The sequence below is a fragment of the Saccharopolyspora sp. NPDC050389 genome, assembly GCF_040655595.1.
Classification (GTDB): Bacteria; Actinomycetota; Actinomycetes; order Mycobacteriales; family Pseudonocardiaceae; genus Saccharopolyspora.
The window spans coordinates 15,539-36,335 of record NZ_JBFAKG010000018.1; the positions used below are offsets into that span (position 1 = coordinate 15,539).

The 20,797-nt window shown below is 68.8% G+C and carries 18 protein-coding genes and 1 pseudogene; 9 read left to right on the top strand and 10 right to left on the bottom strand.

Annotation, left to right across the window (positions count from 1 at the left end):
- Positions 1 to 54: 54 nt before the first annotated feature.
- A complete protein-coding gene (gene helR, locus AB0I53_RS14195) occupies positions 55 to 2,259 on the bottom strand; it encodes an RNA polymerase recycling motor ATPase HelR (protein WP_358601625.1) in 2,205 nt (734 codons plus the stop codon).
- 266 nt (positions 2,260 to 2,525) lie between these two features.
- Here helR and AB0I53_RS14200 point away from each other — a divergent pair, with 266 nt between their 5' ends.
- From AB0I53_RS14200 to AB0I53_RS14210, 3 genes are all read left to right on the top strand, one after another.
- Positions 2,526 to 2,969 (top strand): helix-turn-helix transcriptional regulator, encoded by a 444-nt coding sequence (locus tag AB0I53_RS14200; RefSeq protein ID WP_358601628.1) that lies wholly within the window; start codon positions 2,526 to 2,528, stop codon positions 2,967 to 2,969.
- Position 2,970: 1 nt separating this feature from the next.
- The gene (locus AB0I53_RS14205) at positions 2,971 to 3,390 is read left to right on the top strand and encodes a VOC family protein (protein ID WP_358601930.1); all 420 of its coding nucleotides are present in this window, start codon (positions 2,971 to 2,973) and stop codon (positions 3,388 to 3,390) included.
- A gap of 346 nt (positions 3,391 to 3,736) precedes the next feature.
- The gene (locus AB0I53_RS14210; RefSeq protein WP_358601631.1) at positions 3,737 to 6,139 is read left to right on the top strand and encodes an excinuclease ABC subunit UvrA; all 2,403 of its coding nucleotides are present in this window, start codon (positions 3,737 to 3,739) and stop codon (positions 6,137 to 6,139) included.
- 7 nt (positions 6,140 to 6,146) lie between these two features.
- On the opposite strand, the gene AB0I53_RS14215 is transcribed toward AB0I53_RS14210, so the two are convergent.
- Positions 6,147 to 7,379, bottom strand: coding sequence for an MFS transporter (locus AB0I53_RS14215; RefSeq protein WP_358601634.1), 1,233 nt, complete (start codon positions 7,377 to 7,379; stop codon positions 6,147 to 6,149).
- Positions 7,376 to 7,978, bottom strand: coding sequence for a helix-turn-helix domain-containing protein (locus AB0I53_RS14220; RefSeq protein ID WP_358601637.1), 603 nt, complete (start codon positions 7,976 to 7,978; stop codon positions 7,376 to 7,378). Before AB0I53_RS14220 ends, AB0I53_RS14215 begins: the two co-directional genes overlap by 4 nt.
- Before the next feature lie 254 nt (positions 7,979 to 8,232).
- Between AB0I53_RS14220 and AB0I53_RS14225 the strand changes: the two genes are divergently transcribed.
- Complete coding sequence (locus AB0I53_RS14225) at positions 8,233 to 10,137, top strand: DUF4157 domain-containing protein (RefSeq protein ID WP_358601640.1); 1,905 nt, start codon at positions 8,233 to 8,235, stop codon at positions 10,135 to 10,137.
- A 9-nt stretch (positions 10,138 to 10,146) separates the two neighbouring features.
- On the opposite strand, the gene AB0I53_RS14230 is transcribed toward AB0I53_RS14225, so the two are convergent.
- The 4 genes from AB0I53_RS14230 to AB0I53_RS14245 all read right to left on the bottom strand — a co-directional run bounded on the left by AB0I53_RS14230 (position 10,147) and on the right by AB0I53_RS14245 (position 13,128).
- Positions 10,147 to 10,884 carry an AAA family ATPase gene (locus AB0I53_RS14230; protein ID WP_358601643.1) on the bottom strand — a complete coding sequence of 246 codons (738 nt, stop codon included), beginning with the start codon at positions 10,882 to 10,884 and terminating at the stop codon, positions 10,147 to 10,149.
- A 74-nt stretch (positions 10,885 to 10,958) separates the two neighbouring features.
- Positions 10,959 to 11,183 (bottom strand): helix-turn-helix transcriptional regulator, encoded by a 225-nt coding sequence (locus AB0I53_RS14235; protein ID WP_358601646.1) that lies wholly within the window; start codon positions 11,181 to 11,183, stop codon positions 10,959 to 10,961.
- A complete protein-coding gene (locus AB0I53_RS14240) occupies positions 11,183 to 11,680 on the bottom strand; it encodes a DUF2975 domain-containing protein (protein ID WP_358601649.1) in 498 nt (165 codons plus the stop codon). The genes AB0I53_RS14235 and AB0I53_RS14240 overlap by 1 nt, the downstream gene beginning before the upstream one ends.
- A gap of 101 nt (positions 11,681 to 11,781) precedes the next feature.
- Positions 11,782 to 13,128, bottom strand: coding sequence for a DUF3100 domain-containing protein (locus AB0I53_RS14245; RefSeq protein WP_358601652.1), 1,347 nt, complete (start codon positions 13,126 to 13,128; stop codon positions 11,782 to 11,784).
- A gap of 279 nt (positions 13,129 to 13,407) precedes the next feature.
- Here AB0I53_RS14245 and AB0I53_RS14250 point away from each other — a divergent pair, with 279 nt between their 5' ends.
- Genes AB0I53_RS14250 through AB0I53_RS14260 form a run of 3 tightly spaced genes read left to right on the top strand, consistent with a single transcriptional unit; the run spans position 13,408 to position 16,842 of the window.
- Complete coding sequence (locus AB0I53_RS14250) at positions 13,408 to 14,898, top strand: chlorohydrolase family protein (RefSeq protein WP_358601655.1); 1,491 nt, start codon at positions 13,408 to 13,410, stop codon at positions 14,896 to 14,898.
- A gap of 40 nt (positions 14,899 to 14,938) precedes the next feature.
- The gene (locus tag AB0I53_RS14255; RefSeq protein WP_358601658.1) at positions 14,939 to 15,631 is read left to right on the top strand and encodes a GntR family transcriptional regulator; all 693 of its coding nucleotides are present in this window, start codon (positions 14,939 to 14,941) and stop codon (positions 15,629 to 15,631) included.
- Positions 15,632 to 15,645: 14 nt separating this feature from the next.
- The gene (locus tag AB0I53_RS14260) at positions 15,646 to 16,842 is read left to right on the top strand and encodes an amidohydrolase (RefSeq protein WP_358601661.1); all 1,197 of its coding nucleotides are present in this window, start codon (positions 15,646 to 15,648) and stop codon (positions 16,840 to 16,842) included.
- 164 nt (positions 16,843 to 17,006) lie between these two features.
- Here the strand turns inward: AB0I53_RS14260 and AB0I53_RS14265 are convergent, their stop codons facing one another.
- Both AB0I53_RS14265 and AB0I53_RS14270 read right to left on the bottom strand, forming a co-directional pair.
- Positions 17,007 to 17,621, bottom strand: a complete 615-nt coding sequence (locus AB0I53_RS14265; RefSeq protein WP_358601933.1) for a MarR family transcriptional regulator — start codon at positions 17,619 to 17,621, stop codon at positions 17,007 to 17,009.
- Between the two features lie 96 nt (positions 17,622 to 17,717).
- Positions 17,718 to 17,993, bottom strand: a pseudogene (locus tag AB0I53_RS14270) (helix-turn-helix domain-containing protein); the annotation flags it as partial.
- 127 nt (positions 17,994 to 18,120) lie between these two features.
- On the opposite strand from AB0I53_RS14270, the gene AB0I53_RS14275 reads away from it, so the two are divergent.
- Together AB0I53_RS14275 and AB0I53_RS14280 are read left to right on the top strand one after the other, a co-directional pair.
- Complete coding sequence (locus AB0I53_RS14275) at positions 18,121 to 18,369, top strand: hypothetical protein (protein WP_358601664.1); 249 nt, start codon at positions 18,121 to 18,123, stop codon at positions 18,367 to 18,369.
- On the top strand, positions 18,366 to 19,742 hold the full coding sequence (locus AB0I53_RS14280) for a serine hydrolase (RefSeq protein WP_358601667.1): 1,377 nt from the start codon (positions 18,366 to 18,368) through the stop codon (positions 19,740 to 19,742). Before AB0I53_RS14275 ends, AB0I53_RS14280 begins: the two co-directional genes overlap by 4 nt.
- An 82-nt stretch (positions 19,743 to 19,824) precedes the next feature.
- Here AB0I53_RS14280 and AB0I53_RS14285 read toward each other — a convergent pair whose 3' ends face one another.
- A complete protein-coding gene (locus AB0I53_RS14285) occupies positions 19,825 to 20,790 on the bottom strand; it encodes a hypothetical protein (protein ID WP_358601670.1) in 966 nt (321 codons plus the stop codon).
- Positions 20,791 to 20,797 lie beyond the last annotated feature (7 nt).

Consider the following 20,797-nt stretch of genomic DNA (forward strand, 5'->3'; position numbering starts at 1 on the left):
CAGGATCGCGTTCGCGGCCGGCCCTGGCTCCGGGCCGGCCGCGAACGCGAATCGCTACGCCAGCCGTTGATTCCCGGCCTGGGCGGGTGTCCCGGTTTCCGCGAGCCCGGTCAGGGCCTGCGGCAATGGGCCCTGGTGCAGGACGCCGAGCCGTTGGGTGGCGCGGGTGAGGGCGACGTAGAGCTCGGCCGCGCCGCGCGGGCCGTCGGCGAGGATCCTTTCTGGCTCCACGACCAGGACGGCGTCGAACTCCAGGCCCTTCGTGTCCGACGCCACCACCGCGCCCGGCACACCCGGTGGCCCGATCACGACGCTGGTGCCTTCGCGACCGGCTTCGTCCCGTGCGAATTCCTCGATCGCAGCGGGCAATTCGTCCTCGGTGACCCGCCTGGACCACGGCTGGACGCCGCACGCGCGGACCGACTCCGGCGGCTGGACCCCGGGTGCGAACTCGGCGAGCAGCGCGCCGGCGACGGTCATGATCTCCGCCGGGGTTCGGTAGTTCACCGACAGCGACCGGTAGACCCAGCGGCCGGGCACGTACGGATCCAGCATCGTGCCCCACGATGTCGCTCCGGCCGCCGACCGGCGTTGGGCGAGATCGCCGACCACCGTGAAGGATCGGCTCGGGCAGTGCCGCATCAGCACCCGCCAGTCCATTTCGGACAGTTCTTGGGCCTCGTCGACCACGACGTGCCGGTAGGTCCAGTCCCGGTCCGCGGCGGCGCGTTCGACGAGTTCACGGGTGTCGCGCTCGATGAAGCGATCCGCCAGGTCCTCGGCGAAGAGCAGGTCCTGGGCCAGCAGGTGGTCCTCGTCGTCCATCATGTCCTGGCGCTCGGTATTGAGGATTTCCAGCACGCCGGCGGCGTATTCGGCCTCTTCCTTCCGTTCCTGCTCGGCGGCCTGGTCCGCCGACTTGTCGCGGCCCAGCAGGTCGACCAGTTCGTCGAGCAGCGGCACGTCCGACACCGTCCAGGCGTCACCATCGGCGCGCAGCAGCGCCTGGTCGGCGCCTGCCGCTCGCAGTCGCTCGGGGGACGTGTACAGCGGAGCCAACAGCGTTTCCGGCGTCAGCACCGGCCAGAGTTCGTCGAGCGCGGCGGTGAACTTGTCGTTTTCCGCGAGCTCCTTGAGGAGGTCCGCCCGCAGGTTCTCCCATGCTTCGCGGTCCTCCCGGGTCAGCCAGCCCCGGCCGATCCGGGCTATCGCCCGTTCGGTGAGCACCCACGTGACGATCTCGGTGAACACCGCGCGAGCCTCGTTGTGCGGCAGCCCGCTCGCGCGCGCCTCCTCCCTGGCCCACTCCGCTGTCTCGGCGTCGATCCGCACCGCGACGTCCGCCAGTTCGATCGGCAGCGGCTGCTCCGGCAGCCGCTGCCGATCGGCGACCGCCGCCGCGAGCACGTCCAGGATCTTCAGCGAGCCCTTGAGCCGCGCGGCCTCCGGGGCGTCCTCGGCGGTGACGCGCAGACCGGGCACGAGGTCGCCGGTGGTCATGAACACCACGTCGGACTCGCCCAGCGACGGCAGAACGCGGCCGATGTGGTTCAGGAACGCCGGATTGGGCCCGACCACGAGCACGCCGTGGCGTTCCATCCGCTCCCGCTGGGTGTAGAGCAGGTACGCGACGCGGTGCAGCGCCACCACGGTCTTCCCGGTGCCCGGGCCACCCTCGATCACCAGCACTCCCGGGTGATCGAGCCGGATGATCTTGTCTTGCTCGGCCTGGATCGTCGCCACGATGTCGCGCATCCCGTCACCGCGCGGCGCGTTGACCGCCGCGAGCAGGGCCGCGTCTCCTTGCGCGTCAACACCGGGACGGCCGAGCATCTCGTCGGTGAATTCGACCACTTGACGCCCGCGCGTGTGGAACTGGCGGCGCCGACGCATGTTCTCCGGGGTCGCGGCGGTGGCGACGTAGAACGCGCGCGACGCCGGCGCCCGCCAATCGAGCAACACCGGTTCGTATTCGTTCTCCTCGTCGAAAAGGCCGATCCGGCCGATGTACGAATGCTCGCCGGAAAGGGCGTCCAACCGGCCGAAACACAGCCCGTTGTCCGCCACGTCCAGCCGCTTCGCCTCTTTGGCCAGCGCGCGCACCTCGACATCGCGTTCCACTTGTGTCGCGCCGTTTCCGCGCAACGCCGCGTTGTACGCGCCCTTCACCCGCGCGCGCTCGGCGTCGAGCCGCGTGTAGAGCCCGGCCACGTAGCCCCGCTCGGACCGCAATTCGTCTTCGTACCCCTGAGTTGACACATGCCCCTCACAGCAGCTAGCCTGATGCTAGGTTCGACGGGTTTTCCATTCTTTTGGAAGACACGCCGACCTTTTATTTTGCACCTCTTGTCAAATCGCCTCGCAGAGCGGGGCTTTGGCGCGACGTTCTACTACGGCAGCCGCAGAGTGTGTCCCGACCTCGCGATCAGCCAGCAGCGGACTGCGCTTCGTCGGCGAACCGGCGTGCTCTCCGAGAAACACGTCGACAGAACTGCGCTGCCGTCGCTTGTGGCACGATTTCGCAGGTGACCAGCAGAACCTCCGCGGCTCAGCGCCTGAGCGACCTCGCGCGGCTACGCCGTGTTCGCGACCGGATCGACCGGGAGTACGCGCAACCGCTGGACGTCGAGGCGCTCGCCCGCGACGCGCACATGTCCGCCGGGCACCTCAGCCGCCAGTTCCGGCTCGCCTACGGCGAGTCGCCTTACGGCTACCTGATGACGCGGCGCATCGAGCGCGCCATGGCGCTGTTGCGGCGCGGCGATCTCAGCGTCACCGAGGTCTGCTTCGCGGTCGGCTGCTCTTCGCTGGGCACGTTCAGCACTCGCTTCACCGAGCTGGTCGGCATGCCTCCCAGCGCCTACCGGAACCACGCGGCGCGCGCGACGGCGGGGATGCCGTCGTGCGTGGCGAAGCAGGTGACCAGACCGATCAGGAATCGAGAAGCGCGGTCATCGGGCCGCACATAGCCTGACCTCCATGGACATCAGCATTCACTCGACCTTCCTCCCGCATGACGACCCGAACGCGTCGCTGGCCTTCTACCGCGACGCCCTCGGCTTCGAGGTCCGCAATGACGTCGAATACGGCGGGATGCACTGGATCACCGTCGGTCCTCCCGGCCAGCCCGGCACGTCCCTCGTCCTGTTCCCGCCGGCCGCCAGCCCCGGCATGACCGACGACGAGCGCCGCACCGTCGCCGAGATGATGGCCAAGGGCACCTACGGCATCATCGTCCTGGCCACCAAGGACCTCGACGGCACCTTCGAGCGGCTGCAGGCCGGCGACGCCGAGGTCGTCCAGGAGCCGACCGAGCAGCCGTACGGCGTTCGCGACTGCGCCTTCCGCGATCCCTCGGGCAACATGGTCCGCATCCAGGAACTGCGCTGAGCCGTCCGGCGTTCGCGGCCGTGACCTGCGCGGACGGTAACGTGGTGGAGCCCGCGCACGACGCCGGTGGCCGCTTGGTGGCCACCGGCGCCGAGCTGATGGCCGCGCCGCATCCGGGCCTGATGGCGCGCCGCGTGGCCGGGGCCTAGCGGCTCCACGGCCGAAGCGGCGTGGATGCCTCGATACTTGGCCCGGCCGGACGGGCGCCGCGTCACCCCGACCGAAACCGCAGGTCAGGCAGTGGACCGCTGCCACGACCGCACCGACGCTCGAAGCTGGTCGGATCGAGCCAGGCGACGCCGACGGAGACCGCGAAGGCGGCCCCGCCCAACAAGATGGAGACACGATGAGCATGGCCCCGAGGACGGACGCGCAGTCGCCTGCGCCGCACGCCGCCGACAGCCACGAGCTGATCCGCGTGCACGGCGCGCGCGTGAACAACCTCAAGGACGTCAGCATCGAGATCCCGAAGCGCCGGCTGACGGTGTTCACCGGCGTCTCCGGCTCGGGCAAGAGCTCGCTGGTGTTCAACACGATCGCCGCGGAGTCGCAGCGGCTGATCAACGAGACCTACAGCGCCTTCCTGCAGGGCTTCATGCCGACGCTGGCGCGGCCCGAGGTCGACGTGCTCGAAGGGCTGACGACCGCGATCATCGTCGACCAGCAGCGGATGGGTTCCGACCCGCGCTCCACGGTCGGCACCGCCACCGACGTCAACGCGATGCTGCGCATCCTCTTCAGCCGCCTCGGGAAGCCGCACATCGGCTCGCCTCAGGCGTTCTCCTTCAACGTCGCCTCGATCAGCGGAGCGGGCGCGGTCACGATGGAGCGCGCCGGACGGACCGTGAAGGAGCGCCGCAGCTTCAGCGTCACCGGCGGCATGTGCCCGCGCTGCGAAGGCCGGGGCACGGTCAACGACATCGACCTCACCCAGCTCTACGACGACTCCAAGTCGATCGCCGAGGGCGCGTTCACCATCCCCGGCTGGAAGTCGGACAGCTGGTGGACGGTGCGGACCTACGCCGAGTCGGGCTTCCTCGACCCGGACAAGCCGATCCGCAAGTTCACCAAGAAGGAGATGCAGGACTTCCTCTACCGGGAGCCGACGAAGGTGAAGGTCGAGGGCGTGAACCTCACCTACGAGGGGCTGATCCCGAAGATCCAGAAGTCGTTCCTGTCCAAGGACAAGGAGTCGATGCAGCCGCACATCCGCGCGTTCGTGGAGCGGGCGGTCACCTTCACCACCTGCCCCGAGTGCGACGGCACCCGGCTCAGCGAGGCGGCCCGATCGTCGAAGATCAAGCGGATCAACATCGCCGACGCCTGCGCGATGCAGATCAGCGACCTGACCGAGTGGGTGCGCGAGCTTGACGAACCGTCCGTCGCGCCGCTGCTGAAGGCGCTCCAGCACACGCTCGACTCGTTCGTCGAGATCGGGCTCGGCTACCTCAGCCTCGACCGCGCGACGGGCACGCTCTCGGGCGGCGAGGCGCAGCGCACCAAGATGATCCGCCACCTCGGGTCGTCGCTCACCGACGTCACCTACGTCTTCGACGAGCCGACGATCGGGCTGCACCCCCACGACATCCAGCGGATGAACAACCTGCTGCGGCGGCTGCGCGACAAGGGCAACACCGTGCTCGTCGTGGAGCACAAGCCGGAGACGATCGCGATCGCCGACCACGTCGTCGACCTCGGCCCGGGTGCCGGCACCAAGGGCGGCGAGGTGGTGTTCGAGGGCACCGTCGAGGGGCTGCGGGCCGGCGGAACGCTCACCGGGCAGCACCTGGACGACCGCGCCTCCCTGAAGCCGTCGGTGCGGAAGCCGTCGGGGGCGCTGGAAGTGCGCGGCGCGAGCACCCACAACCTGCAGGGCATCGACGTCGACATCCCGCTCGGCGTGCTGGTCGTCGTCACCGGGGTCGCGGGCTCCGGCAAGAGCTCGCTGATCCACGGCTCGGTGGCCGGGCGCGACGGCGTGGTCGCGGTCGACCAGACCCCGATCCGCGGCTCGCGGCGGAGCAATCCGGCGACCTACACCGGGCTGCTCGACCCGATCCGCAAGGCGTTCGCGAAGGCCAACGGCGTGAAGCCGGCGCTGTTCAGCGCCAACTCCGAGGGCGCCTGCCCCAACTGCAACGGCGCCGGTGTCATCTACACCGACCTGGCGATGATGGCCGGCATCGAAACCACCTGCGAGGAGTGCGAGGGGAAGCGGTTCCAGGCATCCGTGCTGAAATATCGACTCGGCGGCCGTGACACCGGGAGGGACATCAGCGAGGTGCTCGCGATGTCGGTGGCCGAGGCCGAGGAGTTCTTCGGCGACGGCGAGGCGCGCACGCCGGCCGCGCACAAGATCCTCGACCGGCTCGCCGACGTCGGGCTCGGCTACCTCCGCCTCGGCCAGCCGCTCACCACGCTCTCCGGCGGCGAGCGGCAGCGGCTCAAGCTGGCCACCCACATGGCCGACAAGGGCGGCGTCTACGTCCTCGACGAGCCGACCACCGGCCTGCACCTCGCCGACGTCGAGCAGCTGCTCGGCCTGCTCGACCGGCTCGTCGACGCCGGCAAGTCGGTCATCGTCATCGAGCACCACCAGGCGGTCATGGCGCACGCCGACTGGCTCATCGACCTCGGTCCCGGCGCCGGCCACGACGGCGGGCAGCTCGTCTTCGAAGGCACACCTGCCGACCTGGTCACCGCCCGCTCCACGCTCACCGGCGAGCACCTCGCGGACTACGTCGCCTGATCCGTCCTCAAAGGACTTCCCCGGCCCGTGCGAGGGCAGGGGAAGTCCTTTTGTCGACGCCGCGCCACGCCGGGAACAGCAGCGGGCACAGGGACATCACCGCGGACGCGGCGGTGAACACCGCGATGCTGGGCACCAGTCCGATGTGGTCACTGAGCAGTCCCGCGATGAGCGTTCCGATCGGCATCCCCAGCAGCGCTCCCGCGGATATCGCGCCGAAGACGCGTGCCCGGTACTGCGGCGGCGTTCGTTCGGCCTTGACCGCGCCGATGATCGGGTTCAACGGCCCGAACGCGAGCATGACGACACCGCTTCCGGCGACGAGGACCGCTAGATCCGGTTGCAGCAGGAAGATTCCGGAACGCGGCCCGAGGACCAGCAGGTAGCAGACCACCAGAACGGGCCAGCGCCGCCAATGCAGGCCGATCCAGGCGAACAGGATCGAGCTCAGCACCATCGCCGCGCCGGCCACCCCGAAGACGAGCCCGACGCCGAACGACGAGTGCAGGACCTCCTGTCCGTAAACGGGCACGAGGACGGAGAAGAAGCCACTGTTGAGCCCGTTGGTCACCGCGACCATGCAGAGGATCGCGAACAGGGTGCGGTCGTTGCGCAGGAAGCGGAATCCCTCGCCGAGCCGCCGCAGGTAACCACCGCCGTCGGCGGTGTCGATCACGGCTTCGTCGAGCGTGAAGCGGGTGATGGCGGCGGCGAGCACGAAGCTCGCCGCGTCGACGACGAGCGTCGCCGGGGCGCCGAGCATCGCGATGACCGCGCCCGCGATCGGTGCACCGAGCGCCCGCGCGCCCTGGTTCGGTGCGTCGTAGGCGGTGCTGACTCGTTCCACCGCGATGCCCGTGCGAAGGGCGATGTCCGGGATCAGCACCTGTCGTGCGGCATCGCCGGGCGCTCGGGATAGCCCCAGCAGCAGACCCAGCGCGCCCAGCAGCCACAGCGGGAGCGCGTCGTATTGGTGAAGCACCGGAATGCTGAACACCAGGACCGCTGCTGCGAGGTCGAACAGCACGGCCGCCCGGCGGGGGCGCAGCCGGTCGATCCACGGCCCGCCGAACGCCGAACCCAGCAGCAGACCGACGACCTCGGCCATCACGACCAGCGCGGTGTCCACGCCGCGGCCGGTCGCCTCCAGCACGAACCACGGGATCGCGAGCATGGTCATCCCGGTGCCGACGCTGGAGATCGTCGTCGCGGTGATGAGCCCGACGAGTGGGAGCCTCACGATATGTCGGTGGTGTCGGCGTCACGTTCCTGGTGGCGCAGCGGAAGGGCGTGCCAGTGGGTGACCACCTCGACATCGCCAGGTTCCGGTTCGCGCCAGTACTCCTCGACCACCGCCTGGATTCGCCGGTTGAGCTCCGAGAGCTCTCGGGCCGACAGGGACAAGCGGTAGTCGGACAGCTCCGCGGCGCTGCGCCACTCCTTCGACCAGTCCTGCATCGACGCGAGATACGTACCGGCCTGGTCGTAGTGGACGGTGTTGACCGCGTGCAGGTACGTCGCCAGCGAGCCCGAAAGCTCGGGGTTCTCCGAAAGCTCGCCCGGGTCGAACTTGGTGCGGTCCTGGGCGGCGATCCACCAGCGTTCCCGCCGGTTCCCGCGCTGGGTGTCCTCCGTGACGAGCCCGACTTCGGCCAGCTGGCGCAGGTGCCAACTGGTGTTCGCGGAGTTCTCGCCCAAGCGCTTGCCCAGCGCCGTCGCGGTCGCCGGCCCGTCCAGCCGCAGGGCTCCCAGCAACCGGACCCGCAGCGGATGCGCGAGCGCGCGCAGCCGCTTCGCATCGAGGGTGACCATCTGCAGATCTCGTCCGTAGTCCGCCATGCCGCCAAGGTACGATTGCAAAGAGCCATTTGCAAACACTTCTTTGCGATCTTTCTGATCACGTGCGCAGCCGAGTCGAAATGACCACCTGGCCCGGGAAACCGGCAGCCACCGCACCCGATGAACCACTGGTTCCGGGATGGCGCTGCCTTTTTGGGCACGCCCTGCGGGCCCGATCGTGCCCTCCCAGTCCTTCTGCCGATGCCGTCCTGCGGGCGAACCTTGAGGCGGCCGCGGAACGCTTAGGGAGAGCCATGCGTGCACACGACCGGAGTTCGGAGAAACAGGCCTCGGATCGGACGCCCCGGGCGGCGGAGCCTGCGGGCAAATCCCCTGGCCCGGCCGTGGGCGGCCCGTTGTCCCCGCAGGCTGTCGTGGCGCTGCAGCGAGCGATCGGCAACGCCGCCGTCGCCCGTCTGCTCACCGCTCAGGGCGGGCACGACGAACCGGTGCAGCGATCCACCGTGCCCGACGTGCTGAGCCAACCCGGCACGCCGCTCAGCGGCCCGCTGCGGGAGGAAATGGAGGGCCGGCTCGGTGCGGACTTCTCGGACGTGCGCCTGCACAACGACGCCGCCGCCCAGCAGTCGGCCACCGAGGTCGGAGCCCGCGCCTACACCTCCGGCCGCCACATCGTCACCGGCACCGGCGGCATCGACAAGCACACGCTGGCCCACGAACTCACCCACGTCATCCAGCAGCGCTCAGGGCCGGTCGCCGGCACCGACCGCGGTGACGGCCTCCGCGTCTCCGATCCCGGCGACCGGTTCGAGAAGGAGGCCGAAGCCACCGCCACCCGGGCCATGGCCGACGCGTCCACCAACGGTCCACATCGGACAGATGCGCCCCACGAAGCCGCCGCGTCCCACGCCACGGCCGCGCCTGCGGTTCAGCGCATGGTCGGAATCAGCGATAAGCAGATGAACACGCTCTGCGCCCAAGATGACGCCAAGAAGGTGTACGCCGCCCTCTTGACCAGGCTGTTGGACGAAACAAACAGCCTCGCCGATTTCAAAGGCATCAAAAATCCCCAGAAGAAGGCAGAATTTCCAGATTCCCTACTCGGCAACTCCGACCCATTTCGCCTCATCGGAGAACTACGCGACGAATGGGGAACACTGAGTTCCGAAAATCGTCGAGCGCGCATCGAAAACGTCGCCGACAGCATCAACGAATACGCTGCGAATTTCGCTTCCGAGCTCGGATACGTGGCACGCGTTCCGGTCGGCAGCGAGTTCACCTTCACCAACAACGCCCTCCGCGAAGTGACGCCGGCGAACAACGATTCAAAGATCGTCTACGCGGCCCACCTGCCGCATTATGAGGCCGCACGGAAGGCGTGGCGGAAGGCCGTAGAAGCCATCGCAAAGCAAAAGGACAACAAGGCCCGAGGCATGCCCAAAATAACCCAGGAAGAGGGCAAGTACGGGGAAGTCGTGGACCGGTACACCTTTCCCGCGGGCCCGCTCCCCGGCGGCGAGCTGCCAAGCGAGTTCCACTACGACGTCACCATGGACAACAGGGTCATCGAGGTCGTCACGTCACCATATACCGCCGGCGGCGCGGAAACGGGAAACATCCTGGCCGAGATCTTCGACAAGTACATCTTCGGAGCCGCGAGAATGGCAGGCCTCGAAGCAGATGACACCCTCGGCGGCGGCCACGTCAACCTGGATCTCGCCAGCACCATCGGGAACGATTCCCAGCGACTACTGCGGTTCATCGATGCATATTTCGAGCACGCGGATTATTTCAAAGAACAGGATTCAGACAAAACGAACGCACCATTTCCTGACGAATTCGACGAAAAGACGGCAAAGAAAATGGCCAGCGAGTACAAGGGCGTCAAGAAGGACCTTCAAGACGCAACCAAGAAAGGCCAGCCTTGGGACGTCCAACGGCTAGCCAAGGAACTGATCCAGCGCGTCTTCAAAGACAACCTCGCCGGCCAACCTGCACTCGACAGCCCGCACTACCAAGCACTGAACCTCGAACACGTGGGCAGCCAGAAGGAAAAGGAGCGCCGACTGGAGGTCCGCCGCCTACCCGCCCAGCGGGACCGGTACCACCTGATCGAGCACCTTCAACAGATCCAACGCCTGCTCCAGCACGCCAGGCGAGGCGAACCGATCCCCCTGAGACAGGAACACGTGGCGTAGCAACCCGGTTCAATCGGTGATGTGGCGCAGGTAGTGGCCGGGGTCGGCCAGGTAGCGGCGCCAGTGGTCGATGAGGCCGAGTTCGTCCCACTTCACCCGGCGGGTGCCGTGCTCGCCGACTTCGATGACGTCCGCCCCGGGCGTGGCCGCCAGGATCGGTGAGTGCGTCGCGCAGATGATCTGCGCACCGCGCTCGCCGAGCTCGTGCATCAGCCCCACCAGTTTCAGGCAGGACTCGAACGACAGCGCCGCCTCGGGCTCGTCCATGACGTAGAAACCGCGATCCCGGAACATCGATGCGAACACGGTCAGGAAACCCTCGCCGTGCGACATGGTCGCGGTGTCTTCGTCCCAGTAGCCGTACACGCCGCTGACGGTGTTCATCAGCCCGAACGCGGTCTCGGCGCGCAGGAAGAAACCCTTGCGCCGCAACCTCGGTCCGGACAGCATTCGGCTCCCGGCCGGGGTGGTCTCCAGCTTGAGCACGCCGCCGAGCGCGGTCTTGGGCCTGTCGTTGCCGTACTTGCGGCTCGCCCGCCCGCCGTGCGCGTCGAGCTTGAAGCCCTCGGCGATCGCCTCCACCAGCGTCGATTTCCCGGAACCGTTCTCCCCGACGAGCATCGTCACAGGCGCGTTGAACGTCAGGCCGTGCTCGGCGAGATCGGCGACGCACGGCACCGTGTACGGCCAGGTGTCGAGCGAGGCCGGCCGCTGGGCTTCGGGGATGTAGGCGCGGCGAACGAGCATCGGCTTCCCATCGTCGGTCTGCGGGCGGAGTTCCAGTCTGGCTTTCGCCGGAGCTACGTCATGCCCTCATTCGCCTAGCCGTCGTTCGCGGCGTCGTCGGGTACCCAGCGCAGCACGTCGCCGGGCTGGCATTCGAGCGTGCGGCAGATCGCGTCGAGCGTCGTGAACCGCACCGCTTTCGCTCGGCCGTTCTTCAACACCGCGACGTTGGCGGGCGTGATGCCCACCGCGGCGGCGAATTCGCCGACCGACAGGTTTCGCTTGGCGAGCTGGACGTCGAGGTCGACGATGATCGCCATCAAATCACCTCGGCGATCTCGGTCTGCAGATCCGTCGCCTTGCGCAGGAGGCTTCGCATGACGACGACGAGCATCGCGAACAACACCCCCACGCCGACGCTCGCGACCGCGGCGGCCAGGGCGCTGATGACGTCCATGCCGTCGCCGGGCGAGGGAATACTGGCCACGGACAGATGCCCGGCGACCCCGATCGCCAGCAGCGTCGCCACCACCGAGGACCCGATGATGATGTCGACCCACCGGAAGGCCCGCGGCGTGAAGATCGCATCGCGTCGAACCATGGACAGCAGCATCCACACAGCGACGAGCACGACCTGGACGCAGGCGACGCCGACGATCGCCACCGCCGCGTAGGGCGCGGCGAACGGGGCGTACGGGGGGAAGCTGTCGACCTCGTCGGCTGCCGTCGTCGGGATGACCACGATCTGGCCGAAGAGGCCGAGCAGTGCAGCCGCGACGATGCCGATCCGGAGCAGGACTATGACGATGCGGTTCATGCATCGATTATCGATCGATATCTATCGAAAATCAATCGATTCTGCCAGACTGGGCAGCCTGGCGCGCAACGACGAGGGTCGACGTGCTTTGTCCTTTGTGGTCAGAGGTGGAGGACCGACTGGCCCAGCGCCGCCGCCGCGAGGAACGAGGACGAGTAGGTCAGCAGCGCGACCAGGACGACCTTCCAGCTCAGCTGGCGCAGCGCGTGGATGTCCCGGCCCAGCGTCAGGCCGATCAGGGCCAGGCCCGGGAGGCCGATCAGCATCACCTTCATGTTCTCCATCAGGTCCGCCACCAGCGGGCCGGTCGGGAGGAAGTTCGCCGACAGCAGCGTGCCGATGCCGAGCACGAACACGCTCGCCGGGACCGCGGGCACCAGCTTCGCCAGGCGGACGCACACCCACGTGAGGACGAGCAGGACGACGATGCCCACCGCATCCTTGATCTCGAAGGAGCGCGTTCCGATCGCGCTGGCCAGCAGTCCGCCCGCACCGACGACAACGTACGACAGCAGTGTCAGGCGCGGGGTGACCTTGACTTCGGGGTCTTGGACGACCTCCAGCACCTGTTGCTTCTTCTGGGCCTTCGCCTTGGAAGCGGCGCGGCGCCAGTTGCCCTCGTCCTCACGGCCGAACACGCGGCTCCAGAACGCGTAAAGCCGGCGGCAGAGCGGCAGCGCCAGGAAGACGCCCGAGTAGAAGCCGACGATGTTGGTGACCAGGTTGGACAGCGCCGCCAGGGCGGCGATCTCCGCCGCCTGCTCCGGGTAGATCAGCGACAGCGCGCCGACGCCGCCGAGCATCATCGAGCCCGATCCCAGGCCGAGGCCCAGGGCGAGGGCGAGCGGGTGGAAGATGCCCAGGCTCCCCATGAATCCCGCGAGCACCGAGACGTACAGGGCGCCGAAGACCGATCCGATGAGCCAGACCGAGAACACGCCGCGGTATTCCGGCGACCGGACGCCGAAGCGCTCGATCGCGAACGCCAGGTAGGACTCGCGGTCGATCGACCAGGTGGCCCCGATGGCCGCCCGCCCGAGGCCCAGCGCCACCGCGACCGGCAGCGCGATGATGACCGTCCCGAAGATGTGTCCGACCTCCTGCAGCAGGATGGCCGGGCCCAGGTTCTGGAACTTCGCCAGCGACGGGCCGATCTCGGTGCCGAGCTTCGCCAGGAACAGCAGGATGCTGATCTCCAGCATCACGGTCGCCACCGAACGGGTCGCGCCGGACACCGGTCGCCATCGCTGGATGCCGATGATCGCGCCGATCAGCACCGCCCAGATGATCGGGAACAGCGCGATCGCGGCCGGCCCGACCTGGAACTTGTACTCGCCGATCAGCACCGAGACCACCGAGATCACAGTGGACAGCACGATCGCGGTTATCCAGTTCGCGCGGGTGATCGGCTGCCCCGTCGCGGGCGTCGTGCCGGTGCTTTGGTCCATGGCTGCCTCCAGGGCACGGTCCGCGATCGGACCAGTCGGGCCTAGCTATCTGGTATACCGACGGGAGGGTAACCGCAGTTTCCGAAATCGCCAGATCGCGAAGATGAAGAGTTACCTCGGCTTAACCTTTACCGATTTGGCTAGGCGTTTACCGCTACGGAACGCCCTCAGATCGCCTCGCCCGGTGAACCTCACCGAGAAGATGGTTCGCGTTTGGTATGCCAAATGCTAGTGTCGAGGCGCTTCCAGGCCACCGAGAACCGAGCCCGAGGAGATCCCATGCGCACGCGTTGGCGGGCCAGCCACATCCTCGCCCACCAGGACGGCCACCACGCGCTCCTGCGCGACGGCGAGGTGGTCTGGGAGGACGACGTGATCGTCCACGTCGGCCACGGCTACGACGGGCCCGTCGACGCCGAGCTCGACCTCGGCGAATCGCTGGTGCTGCCCGGCCTCATCGACCTGGACGCCCTCACCGACATCGACCACCTGGTGCTCGACTCCTGGCCCACGCCGGAGCGGGCCGACGGTCTCCAGTGGTCGCTGGACTACTTCCAGCACCGCCGCCGCGACGTGTTCACCCCCGAGGAACGCGCGACGATCCGCGAGTACGCCCTCGTGCAGCTCGCCCTGCACGGCATCACCACGTACATGCCGATCGCCTCGGAGATCCACAGCTCGTGGGCCGAGCCCTACGACGAGCTCGTCACCATGGCCGAGACCTCGCGCGAGCTGGGCCTGCGCGCCTACCTCGGCCCCGCCTACCGCTCGGGCGTGAACGTGGCGCTGCCGGAAGGCGGTCGCGACGTGGCGATCGACGAAGAGCGCGGGCGCGCCGGGCTGCAGGACGCGGTGCGGTTCCTCGACCACACCGCCGAACTCGCCGATCCGCTGCTGACCGGTGTTCTCCTGCCCTGCCGCATCGAGACGCTCACCGAAGAACTCATGCGCGAGACCGCCGCCACCGCCCAGCAGCGCGACGCGATCGTGCGGCTGCACTGCCTGCAGGGGCTGCTCGAACGCGATCTCGTCGAGCGCCAGCACGGCGTCACGCCGCTGGAGATGATCGAACGCACCGGGCTCCTCGGCACCCACCTGCTCGTCCCGCACGGCCTGGTCCTCGACCGGCACCCCGAAGTCCACGGCGAGGACCGGGGCGACCTCGCGAAGCTCGCGGCGGCGGGCGTTTCGATCGTGCACTGCCCGCAGACCTCCCTGCGCTACGGGAAGGTGCTGCATTCCTTCGGCACGTACCGGAGCGCGGGCGTCAACCTGTGCCTGGGCACCGACTCCTTCCCGCCGGACCTGATCCGGGGCATGGACGTCGGCATCCACCTGGCGAAGGTCCTGGACGACCGGTTCGACGCCGCGCCGGCCGAGGACTACCTCGACGCCGCCACCCTCGGCGGCGCCCGGGCGCTGGGCCGCGGCGATCTCGGCCGGCTGGAGCCGGGCGCGCAGGCCGACGTGGTGGCATTCCGCATCGACGACATCCGCGACGGCGTGCTGGACGACCCGGTGCGCACCTTCCTGCTCAACGGAACCGCGCGGCAGGCGACGCACTCGGTCGTCGCGGGCCGGACCGTCCTGGCGGACTCCCGCATTCCCGGCGTCGACCTCGAAGACCTGCGGAAACGCGCTCAGCTGCTGTTCGAGAAGATGCGCGAGGCCTACTCCGAGCGCGACGTGCAGCGCCGGCCCGCCGCGGAGCTGTTCCCGCCGACGTACCCGGCGTTCGGGCAGGGCGGAAAGCCGTTGGAGCAGCAGTGACCTCCGCAGGCACGAAGCGGGCCGCGCGTAGGGTCGGCACATGACCGGTCCAGCTGCCACCGATCGCCGCCCGGGCCAGGACCTCGGGCCGCCCACCGCGGTCCGCGCCGCGGACGAGATCCGCCGCCGGATCTTCGCCGGCGAATACGCGCCCGGCGACCGGCTTCGCGAGCGCGATCTTTCCGAGGCCCTCAGCATCTCCCGCATCCCGGTGCGCGAGGCGCTGGCCCGGCTCGAAGCCGACGGCTTCGTCGTGGCCTCGCCCCGGCGCGGCGCCACCGTCCGCAGCCTCACGCTCAAGGACGTCGACGAGCTCTTCGACCTGCGGCTGAGCCTGGAGGTGATGGCGGCGCGCAGAGCCGCCGAAGCCGTCGCGGCAGGCGGCGGCGGAACGCGGCTGCGGGAGCTCATGGACGCCGCCGAGGACGCGACGCGGCGCGGCGACGGCGACGAGATCCCGGCCGCCAATACCGCGTTGCACGCCGAGATCGTCGCGATGACCGGGAACCGGATGCTGGAGAGCGCGCTCAAGCCCTCGCTCGGCCTGATGCAGTGGCTGTTCACCATGACCTCGGATCGCGACATGCGCGTCCAGTGCGCCGAGCACAAGGACATCTGCCAAGCCATCTACGCGGGCAACGCCGATCTGGCGGCGGCGCTCGCGTTCTCGCACATCGAGCTGGGCCGGGCGCCCTCGCTGGCCAGCCTCGCCGACGTACTCCCAGCGAAGTGACCAACGGAGAGCCAATGCTGATCACCAACGTGCGCCCGTGGGGCGGCCGGCCCTCGGACATCGAGATCCAGGACGGCCGGATCACCGCCATCACCCCGCACGCCGACCGCGCCGACGCGGTCGACGGCCGCGGGCGGCTTGCCCTGCCCTCGTTCTCCGACGTGCACTGCCACCTCGACTCGACCCGGATCGGCCTGCCGTTCCGCCCGCACACCGGCAGCCCGGGCATCTGGCCGATGGTCATGAACGACCGCGAAAACTGGCGCGACGCCGAGTGGAGCATCGCCGAGCGCGCCACCTACACGCTCCGCCGCATGATCGAGCAGGGCACGACGCGCGTGCGCAGCTACGCGCAGATCGATGCGGACTGCAAGCTGGAGCGGTTCGAGGGCGTGCTGGCCGCGAAGGAAGCGCACCGCGACCGCTGCGACGTCGAGATCATCGCGTTCCCGCAGGCCGGTCTGCTGCGGGAGAAGGGCGTGCCGCCGCTGATCGACGAGGCGCTCGCGTCGGGCGCCGCCGTGGTCGGCGGCATCGACCCGTGCACGCTCGACCGGGATCCGGTGCGCCACCTGGACGTCCTGTTCGGACTGGCGGAGAAGCACCAGGCACCGATCGACGTCCACCTGCACGAGCCCGGCGACCTCGGCGTGTTCTCCGTCGACCTGATCCTGGAGCGCACCCGCGCGCTCGGCATGGCGGGGCAGGTCACCATCTCGCACGCCTACAGCCTCGGCAGCGTTTCCGAGGCCACCACCCGGCGGCTGATCGCGGAGTTCGCCGAGCTGGACATCTCGATGGCCACCGTCGCGCCCGCGCGGCACCACTCGCTGCCGCTGGCCGAGCTCACCGCCGCCGGTGTCCGCGTCGGGCTCGGCGAGGACGGCCAGCGCGACTACTGGTCGCCGTACGGCAACGCCGACATGCTCGACCGCACGTGGCAGCTCGCGTTCACCAACCAGTTCCGCGCCGACGAGCTCATCGAGCACTGCTACGCGGTGGCCTCCCGCGGCGGCGCGTCGATCCTCGACCGCTCGCTGCCGCGCGTCGCGTCGGTCGCCGACCGCCCGGGCCTCGCCGTCGGCGACCGGGGCGACCTGCTGCTCGTCGACGGCGACACCGTGGTCTCCGCCGTGATGGACCGCGGCCGCGACCGCACGGTGATCCACAACGGCCACGTGGTGGCCGACGGCGGAAGCCTGACCGAGTAAGAGCCGCCGACGGCGCGGTGTGCCCCGCCGCGCCGTCGGTCATGCGCCGCCGGGGGCGCGTCCCCGGCGGCGTTTTCGCGCGAAGCCGGCGTCCGGCACGCGTGGTCGTGACGTTTTCGCGCGAAAACACCACGCCGCGGCGCCCATATCGAGGATGCGCCGACTCACTCCTCGAGTGCTGCGCGTTGCGCCGGGCTCAGGCGGTCCGGTCTCGTGGTGAGGGCATACGTCTCGGGCCCGGTGGCCCGCACGGCGAGGGGATCGGCGATGGCCGGTTGATGCTGGATCACGTCCAGCGCGGCGGTGGCGCGCTCCCGGGGCCAGTCGAGCGCGGTGGCCAGCGCGTCCAGGGTCAGCGGCCGGCCGGCGTGCACGAGGGCGGCGAGCACGGTCAGCATGTCGTGCACGACGGCCTCGGTGAGGGTGCTGCCGCTCATCTGCTCGCTGAGCCTGGCGAAGAACCGGCCCATCTTGCCGAGTCGGGCGCCAGCGGTCGTGTCGGCGCCGAAGATCTCGATGCCCCGCTGTGCGGCGGTCGCGATCTCGCCGTGTGCGCCGGTGTCGGCCTGCCACGCCCGGAGCCAGACGTCGTCGTCGATGGCGTACCGCTCGCGGCGCCCACCGGAATCCTGTTGGCGCACCACCAATTCCATGCCTTCGAGGTAGCCGATGGACTTGGACACCGACGCCGGGCTGACCTGCAGCCGGTGCACCAGGTCGGCCGCCGTCAGGCCGTCCGCGTCGGCGGTGAGCAGGCAGACGAACACCCGGGCGGTCATCCGGGGCAGGCCGGTCGCGGCCAGCCGGGCCGCGAACTGGTCCACGAAGCCGCGCACCACCTCGGTCGACTGCCCGTCGGTCGCCGGCTCGGCCGGCCGGGCCGGCTTGCGCCGGCGGGCGCGGTGGCCGGCGGCCTGCTGCGCATGGTCGGCCAGGTAGTCGCCTGATGCGGCGTTTCGTGCCACCTCGCGGCTGATCGTGGACGTCGGCCGACCGAGCCGCCGGCCGATCTCTGCGTAACCGAGCCCGTCTGCCAGCCATGCCGCGATCCGCTGGCGGTCCTCGTGGGTCAGCCTGCCTCCTGGCACCGGCACACCTCCTCTTGCATTCATCGACAGTACATTGCAACGGCCCGGTTCGAGCAGTTGCATTTACTATCAATCCTGTTGCAACAATTGGCTTTTTACTCCTATGTTGGGCGTTCAGTTCGTTGACGAAATTTGAAACGCAACGTAGCTTTTTCTCATCTGGAAAGAGAGGGGCACAACGATGCACGTAATGGCCGTGTCGACCGTCTCGGACGACGGCAAGTTCTGGAGTGGCCTGAAGAAGGCGCACGCCAAGCTCCCCAAGGGCGCCAAGTGGAAGCTGGCGGTCGCGAGCAAGGACGGGGCCAAGGCGGTCAACGTCATCAACCACGACTCCATCGATGCCGTTCGGGACTTCTTCGAGGCCCACACCGGCGCCTACGCCACGACGGAGTACTTCGAAGCGGACGCCGCGAACGCGGTCGGTTTCCCGCGATGACGATCGACGTGCCGCGGATTCGAGCCCGGGTCGCGGAACTCCTGGCGGAGTACGGAATCCCGAGCGCCGCGATCGGTGTGCTCCACGGCGGAGAACTCACCGAGCTCGCGGTCGGCGTCAAGAACGTGGAAACGCGGGAACCTGTTATGGCGGACACCGTTTACCAGTGCGGCTCCATGACCAAGACGTGGACCGCGCTGGCCTTCATGCAGCTCGTCGACGAGGGGAAGGTCGATCTGGACGAGCCGGTGCGGACCTACCTGCCCGGTTTCACGGTTGCCGATCCGGAGGCGAGCGCCACGGTCACCCCACGGCACCTGCTGTGCCACACCAACGGTATCGAGGAAACCTACGGCGATCCCGGCGAACAAGACGACGTCTACGAGCGCATGGTCGAGAACATCGCCGACGCGCCCCAGGTCTTCCCGGTCGGCCACACCCACGGTTACAGCGCGGCGCTCGGTTACGCGATCCTCGCGCGGATCCTGGAGGTGCACGACGGCAAGCGCTGGGACGACGTCATGCGGGATCGCCTCTTCGATCCCATTGGCCTGACCAGCACGAGCAGCCGGCGCGAGGAGGTGGACGAAACCCGCGCAGCGACCGGCCACCTGATCCGTTCCCCGGAAGAAGGCCCCATCGTCACGCCGGTGGACTACCTGCCACGCGCCTTCGATCCCGGCGGGGGCATCACCTCGACGCCCCGGGAAGTGCTCGCGATGGCGCAAGTCCTGCTCGACGAAGGCACGGCGGCGAACGGAAAGCGGATCGTCTCGGCCGAGGGCATCCGGCAGATGATGCGTTCGCGGGTGCCCGTACCGGATCCGTACATGTTCGGGCCGGAATGGGCGCTCGGTCTCATCGTGTGCGACTGGCACGGCGAAACCGTCTACGCGGCCGACGGCAGCACGATCGGCCAGAACGCCCGGCTACGGATCCTGCCGGACTCGGGCACCGCCATCACGATGCTGACGAACGGCGGACCGCGGGAAAGCTTCTACCGCAAGGTGTTCAACGAGATCCTGACCGACCTCGGCACGGTCACCATCCCGGACCTGCCCGCACCGGACGCGAGGCCGAACCTCGACCTGTCCCGCTACGTTGGCGTCTACGAGCGCCCCGGCGCACGGTACGAGGTTTCGCGCGAAGACGGAAAGCTGCACCTGACCCTGGTCTTCGACCCGATGCAGGCGGAGTTCCTCCAGAAACCGGACCGCATCAGGTATGAGCTGCTCCCGTTGAGCGAGACGAATTTCCTGATGCCGCCGGCGGATTCCTTGGAGGACACCCAGACGGTCGCGATCTACGACTTCGCGGACGGCGCTGCCCGATACCTCCACACCAACTGCCGGGTGAACCCACGATCAGGGTGACCGTGCTGACCGCGCTCATGTCGTCTGGCGTTGGAAGCGGCGTTCTCGCCCCCGGACGGGTTCGCGCGCACCGTCGGCAGGGTCAGCCGCAGAGCAGCCGGGCCGGGTTGGCGACGGTGATGTGCTCGAACTCGCCGTCGTCGATCCCGGCCTCGCGCAAGGCATCCCGGAAAACCGTCCGCACGAAGGTGTAGCCGGTGCCGCCATACGCGCTGAGCTGCGATTTCACGCACACGTCGTGGGACAGCAGGATCTGGTCGAGATGACCGGCCCGCGCGAGCTCGACCACCAGCGCCACCCGCCGCCGCACCTCGTGCTGGTTCGCCGTGAAGATGGTGTCGATCCCGACGTAGGCCCCGCGCCGCGCGATTTCCAGTGCGTAGCCGGGCTTTTCGACCAGGTCGCAGTGGCCGATCGCGATCCGCTCCGGCGCGACGTCCTCCTCGGCGAGCAGGTCGAGCTGCGGCAGCCCGACCGGCCAGCGCGCCGCGTGGGTGTAGATCGCCGCCCCGGTGGCGCGGTGGGCGCGGGCGGCGGCGCGGAAGGAGCGCTCCTCGGCCGCCGAGATGTACCACTTGTCGGCGCCGATCTCGCCGATGATGCCGGCCCGGGTGCCGGTCCCCGGGAAGCCTTCGGTCAGGTCCCGGACCAGCTGCTCGGCGATCTGGTCCGGGTCGTGCCGGTCGAACCAGTCCCGGTCCAGGAACGGGTCCCGGTAGTGCCCGGTGCCCAGCACCACGTTGAGCCCGGCGGCCTTCGCGACGCGCGCGATGGCCAGGACGTTCTCCGGATCGCGGGTGTCTCCGGCGGCGTCGCGGCGAGGATCCGGCGCGGCTCCGACGGTCAGTTCGGCGGAGGTGAGGTCCACGATCGTGCCGCCGCCGAGCTCGGCGAACGCGCCGATTTCCGCGGTGACAAGTTGTTCGTCGGTGATCAGGCCGTCGCCGCGGCGTTCTCGGAGCAGGTTGATGAACAGGTGCTCGTGCGGCAGGGTCGGGCCGAGCCGGTCGCGGTCGACCGAACCGGATGCGGTCATCACGCTGGGCATGTTGTTT

Coding starts and splice junctions, on each gene's coding strand:
- AB0I53_RS14210 (WP_358601631.1), top strand. CDS start 3,737: ATGAGCATGGCCCCGAGGACGGACGCGCAGTCGCCTGCGCCGCACGCC.
- AB0I53_RS14220 (WP_358601637.1), bottom strand. CDS start 7,978: ATGGCGGACTACGGACGAGATCTGCAGATGGTCACCCTCGATGCGAAG.
- AB0I53_RS14225 (WP_358601640.1), top strand. CDS start 8,233: ATGCGTGCACACGACCGGAGTTCGGAGAAACAGGCCTCGGATCGGACG.
- AB0I53_RS14230 (WP_358601643.1), bottom strand. CDS start 10,884: ATGCTCGTTCGCCGCGCCTACATCCCCGAAGCCCAGCGGCCGGCCTCG.
- AB0I53_RS14235 (WP_358601646.1), bottom strand. CDS start 11,183: ATGGCGATCATCGTCGACCTCGACGTCCAGCTCGCCAAGCGAAACCTG.
- AB0I53_RS14240 (WP_358601649.1), bottom strand. CDS start 11,680: ATGAACCGCATCGTCATAGTCCTGCTCCGGATCGGCATCGTCGCGGCT.
- AB0I53_RS14245 (WP_358601652.1), bottom strand. CDS start 13,128: ATGGACCAAAGCACCGGCACGACGCCCGCGACGGGGCAGCCGATCACC.
- AB0I53_RS14250 (WP_358601655.1), top strand. CDS start 13,408: ATGCGCACGCGTTGGCGGGCCAGCCACATCCTCGCCCACCAGGACGGC.
- AB0I53_RS14255 (WP_358601658.1), top strand. CDS start 14,939: ATGACCGGTCCAGCTGCCACCGATCGCCGCCCGGGCCAGGACCTCGGG.
- AB0I53_RS14260 (WP_358601661.1), top strand. CDS start 15,646: ATGCTGATCACCAACGTGCGCCCGTGGGGCGGCCGGCCCTCGGACATC.
- AB0I53_RS14265 (WP_358601933.1), bottom strand. CDS start 17,621: ATGACCGCCCGGGTGTTCGTCTGCCTGCTCACCGCCGACGCGGACGGC.
- AB0I53_RS14275 (WP_358601664.1), top strand. CDS start 18,121: ATGGCCGTGTCGACCGTCTCGGACGACGGCAAGTTCTGGAGTGGCCTG.
- AB0I53_RS14280 (WP_358601667.1), top strand. CDS start 18,366: ATGACGATCGACGTGCCGCGGATTCGAGCCCGGGTCGCGGAACTCCTG.
- AB0I53_RS14285 (WP_358601670.1), bottom strand. CDS start 20,790: ATGCCCAGCGTGATGACCGCATCCGGTTCGGTCGACCGCGACCGGCTC.